Annotated in this window: 5 protein-coding genes and 1 pseudogene; 3 read left to right on the top strand and 3 right to left on the bottom strand. The window is 42.1% G+C overall.

The annotated features are described in order from the left end of the window. Positions 1-235 precede the first annotated feature (235 nt). The 3 genes from E5342_RS10715 to E5342_RS10725 are packed head-to-tail and all read left to right on the top strand — an operon-like array spanning position 236 to position 5,859. On the top strand, positions 236-1,312 hold the full coding sequence (locus tag E5342_RS10715; RefSeq protein ID WP_135959356.1) for a DUF1848 domain-containing protein: 1,077 nt from the start codon (positions 236-238) through the stop codon (positions 1,310-1,312). A 1-nt stretch (position 1,313) separates the two neighbouring features. Then, the gene (locus E5342_RS10720) at positions 1,314-5,450 is read left to right on the top strand and encodes a DEAD/DEAH box helicase (protein WP_135959357.1); all 4,137 of its coding nucleotides are present in this window, start codon (positions 1,314-1,316) and stop codon (positions 5,448-5,450) included. 1 nt (position 5,451) lies between these two features. After that, positions 5,452-5,859 (top strand): hypothetical protein, encoded by a 408-nt coding sequence (locus E5342_RS10725; RefSeq protein WP_135959358.1) that lies wholly within the window; start codon positions 5,452-5,454, stop codon positions 5,857-5,859. Between the two features lie 61 nt (positions 5,860-5,920). Here the strand turns inward: E5342_RS10725 and E5342_RS10730 are convergent. The 3 genes and pseudogenes from E5342_RS10730 to E5342_RS10745 form a co-directional block, all read right to left on the bottom strand. After that, a pseudogene (locus E5342_RS10730) lies at positions 5,921-6,058 on the bottom strand (site-specific integrase); the annotation flags it as partial. A gap of 4 nt (positions 6,059-6,062) precedes the next feature. Then, positions 6,063-6,488, bottom strand: a complete 426-nt coding sequence (gene mobA, locus E5342_RS10735; protein WP_135959359.1) for a conjugal transfer protein MobA — start codon at positions 6,486-6,488, stop codon at positions 6,063-6,065. 279 nt (positions 6,489-6,767) lie between these two features. Beyond that, positions 6,768-7,235, bottom strand: coding sequence for a DUF3408 domain-containing protein (locus tag E5342_RS10745; protein ID WP_135959360.1), 468 nt, complete (start codon positions 7,233-7,235; stop codon positions 6,768-6,770). Between the last annotated feature and the right edge of the window lie 43 nt (positions 7,236-7,278).

Consider the following 7,278-nt stretch of genomic DNA (forward strand, 5'->3'; position numbering starts at 1 on the left):
GGGTGACCATTTCCAATAGATTCGAAATAATAGGAGCGTTATGCTACTCTTGTAAGTGCGAAGCCTGAGAAACTGAAACACGAAATCAACAAGAATTGGCATGGCAGTTCCCACGTTATAGCGTGGGCTGCTTAACCATATCTGTTGATTAAGGTTTTCTCAGGGCCTGCACTTTAAGACGTGGTTACTGGCAGTGCCACGCTTCTCGTTATACTAATGCAATATAGGGTGAATTATGAACAAGAAGCAAGAGGACAGAACCATTATTTTGGATAATGGAGAGATTGCTAAAGCGACTTTTCCTGTTGTCGTTTCTGCAAGTCGAAGCACTGATATACCAGCATTTTATTCCGATTGGTTTTTTGAACGTCTGCAGAAAGGATATTCAGCATGGACCAATCCATTTAATGGGAAGAAGAGTTATGTGTCTTATGAAGATACTCAGTTCATTGTCTTTTGGTCGAAGAATCCCCGTCCGCTTCTTAATCATATTGACTTCTTAAGAGAGAGAGGTATTGGATGTTATATACAGTACACGCTCAATGATTATGAGGAAGAGAAGTTAGAACAGGGCGTACCTCCGCTTGTTGAACGTATTGAGACTTTCAAACTGCTTGTTGCCAAGCTTGGGATGGGTGCGGTTGTATGGCGATTTGACCCCCTTATTCTTACAGACAAGATTGACATGGATAAGCTTTTGCGGAAGATAGAATATATAGGCGACCAACTTAGAGGATATACCGAAAAACTTGTTTTCAGCTTTGCAGATATAGTTTCATACCGCAAGGTTAAAGCTAATCTTGAACGTAGCCATGTTAATTATATTGATTGGGCAAATGAGCAAATGATAGAATTTGCGGAGAAGCTCGTTCATCTTAACAAAGTGAAAGAATGGAACTATATTCTTGCTACTTGTGGTGAAGCTGCTGACTTGGATGGAGTGGAACACAATCATTGCGTGGATGACCGTCTTATGGTGCGTTTCGGATATAAGTCTAAGAAATTGATGGATTTTCTTGGTGCGAAAATAATAAATTCTAAACATAGTTTATTCTCTGAGATGGATACAATGGAAATACCACAAGGTGCAATCTCACTTGACAATGGCACATTTGCAACCATTAACAAGAGCAACAGAGACAAAGGACAACGTATAGCATGTGGCTGCATGAAGAGCAAAGACATTGGCGAATACAACACATGCCCGCACTTATGTGAGTATTGCTATGCCAATGCCAGCAAGGAAATGGCTGTTGCCAACTGGCGGCGGCACCAATTGAATCCTAACAGTGAAACGATAACTGGAAAATAAGATGTACGAAGACAAGATAAGGAAGTATCATCCTCTCACAATAGAGCATATAATCCAGATGGCCGAGGCCGACCTTCCTCTAAAATATCGTTCAATGCCATGGACTTATCAAGACGAGGCAGGCAGAAATCTTGAACGTGGCACGGCGATACTCGAAACAGAGGAACTCTGTTCTGCCTATATGGCGGCCTATGGTCGTATGCATTGCCACAAACTCAACTATGCTTTAGACAAATCACAAGGGAAAGGAAACTTCCCTTATGGTGAAGTGCGGAATGGCGTTGAGATTTTCGACTGGGGATGTGGGCAAGGACTAGGCTCTTTGGCTGTTATTGAAAATCTGAGAAGGGAGGGACTGCTGTCTTGCCTTAAAAAGATAACACTGGAAGAACCTTCTGACATAGCACGTGAAAGAGCTCTGTTACATGTGAAGCAGGCACTTGATGATGATTCCTGCACAGTGGTAGAGACTTGTTCCGAATATCTTCCTTCGGACGATGCTTCGATTAGAGCTATTCAAAGCATCAATGTTGAACAGCCTTGTGTTATTCATATACTTTCAAATGTTCTCGATATTGAGTCCGTAAGCCTTAAAGGGATTTCCAAACTGATAACCTCTTCTGGGGCAAGGCATATTGTTCTGTGTGTCGGCCCTGCAAATCTCAATGAAAGCCGAATCAATGCCTTTAAGAATTACTTCAGAGATAATGGCATACGGGTATTTACTGACTTTAGAGAAACCTACTTCGGCAAACATTCGAATGGAAAGGCCTATGGATGTCTCATCAAGAGTTTTATATTCTCGCTAAAATCCCAAGAAAGCATTCTCCACAAATACAATTGTTTTGCCCCATTGCAATTCTTTGCATGCTATGCAGAGACGATGCCTGAGAAAAGAATCTCCAATGAAGGTGCTTTTGAGATAATGGCTCCGTTTGACATGACTGTGCGTAGAGGTTTGAATCCCGTTTTTGCACTTGTCAGCAACCTTATATCAAGAGGTATCCCGACGTACGCAAGTGAGCGCATTACAACTGCTCTTATGCAGCGAGAACAGACTGAGAGGGAAAAGGCACTAAAGGTAATAGCCCGAATACAGAAGACCATTATAGAGGCGTTGATAACCGGACGGATTGACCGTTTGTCTGAAGAATGGAAAATCCTTATCATAGATGATTGTACAAACATAGCCAATATCGCCGTTGAGGATTTTGCAGAGCTCTATGGGAATCTCATTGCAATGACAGAGAAATACGATGGCATGCTGTTGCCGAAAGTGAGTGTAGTTGATGTCCGTTCTGCAGCTCCTGACGAAGTTTATGATATGGTTATCGACGTGTCGGTTGACAAGTTTGCAGACCCTGAGCATGTGGCATTCTCAAAGTACAGGGCTAAGAATGATTGCTATTTCATTGTCCGCTCTTCCGAATCCGTCTACGAACCACGCATATTGTACACAACGGAACGTATTGAATATAAGTCGCTTGCGAAAAAGGAACCCAGCGGGAAATACATTCAGAACGAGACAACAGTGTCTCATCTTCGTTATTTCTTACAACTTATTTTCAGGAAACAGGATTTTCGTCCTGGTCAATTACCTATTCTCAATAGAGCCTTGAGGTTGAAGAGTGTAATTGGTTTGCTGCCGACAGGTGGAGGAAAATCTCTGACTTACCAATTGGCTGCAATGCTTCAACCCGGCGTAACATTGGTTGTCGACCCATTGAAAGGCTTAATGAAAGACCAATACGATGGCCTGCTCAAGACTGGCATTGATTGTATATCGTATATCAATAGCGATGTTACGATGTACCATGAGGAGGCCCATAGGCGTGAGCAGGCCCTTACTGGTTCTCAGATACAAATTATGTTTCTCTCCCCTGAACGGTTAAGTATCTATCGCTTTAGGGAGGTTCTGCGCTCCATGCGCGAGTCAAACGTCTATTTCGCATATGGAGTTATAGACGAGGTGCATTGTGTCTCGGAGTGGGGGCATGATTTCCGGCTTGCCTATCTGCATTTAGGTCGTAATCTATACAATTATGTGTTGCCAAAGGAGGTAGAAGGTACGGACAATCACATTTCTCTCTTTGGCTTGACTGCAACGGCTTCGTTCGATGTGTTGGCAGACGTGGAGCGTGAACTCTCCGGCAGTAATTCATATTCTTTGGAAGATGATGCAACGGTCAGATTCGAGAACACCAATCGGCTGGAATTGCAGTATAATGTTTATCCTATTGATGCTACAAACGCATCAAAGGCATGGGAAGTCGGAGACCTTAAGGAAACGGCTCTCATTGATGCAATCAATGACGCAACTGAAAAAATACAGGAGATACAAAATGAAGATGATATAAGTTATATAAAGGATCATTTCATTGAAAGAGAGAACCTTACTGATAGCGAAAAGGTATCTGCAATCAGGAATACGAATCTCTACACACACGTAGATAACTGCTGGTGCAAAGCGCAATACACAGATACTGCTGGAATTGTATTTTGCCTTCGCAAATCAGATAATGAGTATACGAACCTAAGTGTCCCCTCTGTCTCCAGGAAACTTAGGGCATACCGTGTCAGTAATTTCTCCACCTACAAAGGCGGGGACGATACTTCATGCCAAGATGATTTTCTGCTTGGGAACACACAGCTCATGGTGGCCACAAAAGCCTTTGGTATGGGTATTGACAAATCTAATGTACGCCTTACTTTCCATCTGAATTTCCCCAGTTCGTTGGAGTCCTTTGTACAGGAGGCAGGACGTGCAGGAAGAGACCGAAAAATGGCATTGGCAACCATAATGTATTCGCCTAAAAAATTTTGGAGTAAAAATGCCAGAACAGATGAATGGAAAGAATACTCTGCTGACTATATAAACAATAAGTTTTTCTATGACAGCAATTTCCTTGGCGAAGACTTTGAGCTGTATGTGATGGAATTACTCATGAGCAGGTTATACGTGCAGATAAGTAACGAGGAAATTCCTGGTATAGAAACTCGCAAAGTTGGACAAAGTAAAGGTATACTTCAATTCATCAACAGATACTCTAAAGGCACTATTCTTACATATTATGTGTCATATAATGAAGATAATTATGTCCTTGATGAATATAATAAATGTCTGTATGAAAAGAACATGCCATTGTTCAATACTCCAAATGCCAAAAACCTAAAAACTAAGCAAGGTTTCAAATTTGTATCCAATTTCGGGTCTACCAATTACAAAGATGCTATCCAAAAGGCTATATACCGAATGTGTGTGATTGGGCTGATCGACGACTTCACCGAAGATTATTCGGCACAAATATTTCGTATCACAACAATCTGTCAGGACAGTTCCTGCTACTACGAACACCTCCGTTCATATTATCGTAAGTACTATTCCGAAGACAGGGTAGAAACGATGATAGATGAAGTTATGCAGATGGCTAAAAAAGAAGATGTCATCATGGCTTGTCTAAAACATCTTACAGCCTTTGTTTACAGAAGTATTGCCGACAAGAGAGCCCGAGGTATTTTGGATATGGAGCAATTCTGCAACATGGCTATCACCTCAAAAAAGGATTGGAAGGAAACAAATGAAGACTTAAAGGACTTCATCTATTACTACTTCAATTCTAAATATGCCAGGGAAGGATTTGTTACATACGACGCAAGTGTGAAAGCGGAAGTTCCTTTTTCCCTAAAGGATGACACCGATAGCGACAAGCATTCAGAAGCGGGGACCACGAGTTTTGAGCTGGTCAAGAAATATATGCGGGTAGTTGATGCAGACATTGTAAATAACGATGCCCAGAAAGACAATGTGAAGCACCTGCATGGTGCTGTCCGCCTTATTCGTCGGGCTGCTGCAGAAATGAATCCTGTCCTCAATCTGCTGAACATTTTCTGTATACTCTTCCTTGGTCAACAAGATAATGAAATGTTAGAAGAGGAAATTTGTAACGATTATGAGGAAGTCATTGAATACTATACTTCAAAAAACAACTTAATGTTACTTGATGAGTATGCAGATCTGCTCATAAGTCATGCAGCAATTGATGAATCCAGGAAGGATTATCTTCAAAAACTTTCCTCTTATATTCAATTAAAAAGACATCTAAATAATTTAAAAAACATAGTATCCAAATACCAATAATATGATTGACGAAAAAATAAACAAAACTCTAACCGAATTAGAAGTTAATCTTCGGAATATAGAATCTGCTCGCAGACAAGTTGAAAATACAATCAACTCATACGATGGATTAAAAACGATAACGGCAAATTATGTAAAGAGCCTTTCTACTATAAAAGACAACTTGGATGCACTTATTGCCACTATTGGAGAGGATTATAAGAATAATACCGAATCGTTTAGACAAGATTGCAAAGAAATCGAAACTTCATGTAATTCCTTAGTTTCAAAGATCAACGATGCTGTAGATAATATAAAAGGTGAAGTGTCTTCACAAATAGACAAATTCCATAAAAAGTTCATGTATGTAATTATATGTAACGTGATTGTCTGGTTTACCATACTAATACTCTTCTTTATAAACAAATGATCAATTAATATCCCGATTCATTACGATATAGATATATTGGCGAGAATTAAAGTACGTTTCCTTCGTCCCACTCATCTGCATAGATGCGGTAATCCGTCCTTAGTTGACGGATTACACGCTTATGGATGATTTGGTAATAGATTGTGCCTTCCTTACCTATGGTCGAGGAAGGTCTGAACTTCACTTTTATCGAGGCCATATAATCAACCTTGTCTTGATTGCTCCCACTTGGCATACATCTCCCTCGAAAGCTCCACAATCTCCCGGCTCAGTTTCACAAGGTCGATGGTATGTTTCTCCAGCTTGTAGAGCAACGCCATCGCCTTCTTCTCCGAAAAGTGGATGCGCAACTCTTTAACGACCTGATTGTAGTTCGTACCGATGGCACGGAACTGGGCGTGGAAGTCCGACAGTTTGGTGTAGTAGTCCACCAGCGTCTTGTCCACTTTCAGCACCTTGAACTTCTGCCCGAAGAAATGCGCCTTCAGAAAGACGGCTTTCGCATACACGTTCGATTCCTCGTACATCGTCAGGAACCTGTTCCATTCCACATCGTCGAAGCGCACCATCACGCAGTGCGTCTTCGGATTCAACTTGGGATTTCTCCCGTACTTGCTCTTCTTTTTCATTCTCTTATTCTTTTAATTTTATGGCTTGTCCATTGTTTAATCTTTGATTAAGGAACCCCGAAATTATCCGACTGCGGAGGATAATTCTACCCACGGCGGTGAAGGTGTTTTCAGTTACTTAGAATTATTCGGGTAACTGAAAATATACCTTGCTGTGTCTTTGAGGACACAATAATCCTCCGCTTGTCGGATTGGTTTGTGAGTATAATAACTCATTTGGAATATCGGTCAAGCCGATGGAGTATATCCACCGACTTGATTGGTTCTACCGTAATTCGCTCAGAGTTTGCGCCACTGCTCGATGTCCTCCCGGTAGGTTTCAAGGTGCAGGCGGGCGAGGTTCTCGATAAGTCCCGATGCGCTCATGCCACGCCCGCCGAGACGGCGGACAATCCCGTCCAGACGGTCGCGCACCTCGCCGCTGACAAACACGGGCTTGCGGTCGGTTATCTTAGGAACTTGCAGGTAAGCGGTACGGTACTCGTCCAGCGACAGCCTGCGTTGTTTGCTGCTGACACGCTTCTGCGGCACTGCCACTTCTTCGGGCGTTCCGCTTGACGATTCATCCACCGTAGCTGTTTCCGCTTTTTTCGTGATGGTCTTGACGAGTTGTGCCAGATGTCCCGACTCCAGACCGATGTTCTTGTAGAAGTCGTCCATAGACTTTTCACTACGGGATTCCCTGCGTCCCATTCTTTCCACGATTTCACGAGCCTGCTGCTCACTGATACTTGGTTCTCTTTTCATTGTCATAAAACAGGTTGATTAAGTTATTACTGTGGTCTTGGTC

Source organism: Parabacteroides distasonis, from assembly GCF_004793765.1.
In the GTDB taxonomy this organism is placed as follows: domain Bacteria; phylum Bacteroidota; class Bacteroidia; order Bacteroidales; family Tannerellaceae; genus Parabacteroides; species Parabacteroides distasonis_A.